General features: G+C 66.3%; 1 protein-coding gene. It reads right to left on the reverse strand.

What is annotated here, in order from left to right; all coding sequences use genetic code 11:
- Positions 1 to 255, reverse strand: a 255-nt coding sequence (locus SB764_RS42395) for a diguanylate cyclase domain-containing protein (protein WP_410867093.1), incomplete at both ends; no start/stop codon positions are given.

A 255-nucleotide genomic window follows, 5' to 3' on the forward strand; every position in this document is an offset into this window, starting at 1 on the left:
CTTGAGCACTTGGTCGCCGGCGGCATGGCCGTGGGTGTCGTTGATGATCTTGAAGTCGTCCATGTCCATGTAGAACAGCGCGGCGGCGTTGTCATGCTCGCGCGCGCTGGTGCAGATGCGCTCGAGCGCCGCTTCCAGGCCGGCGCGGTTGGCAAGGCCAGTCAACGCGTCCTGGCTGGCGCGACGCTCGTTCTCGCGCTCGGCCAGCATGGTGGACACCAGGATGCGCCGCAGCCGTTGCGAGGCAATGCTCAT

Origin of the sequence: Paraburkholderia sp. SIMBA_027, from assembly GCF_046535315.1 — a bacterium.
Taxonomy (GTDB): domain Bacteria; phylum Pseudomonadota; class Gammaproteobacteria; order Burkholderiales; family Burkholderiaceae; genus Paraburkholderia; species Paraburkholderia tropica.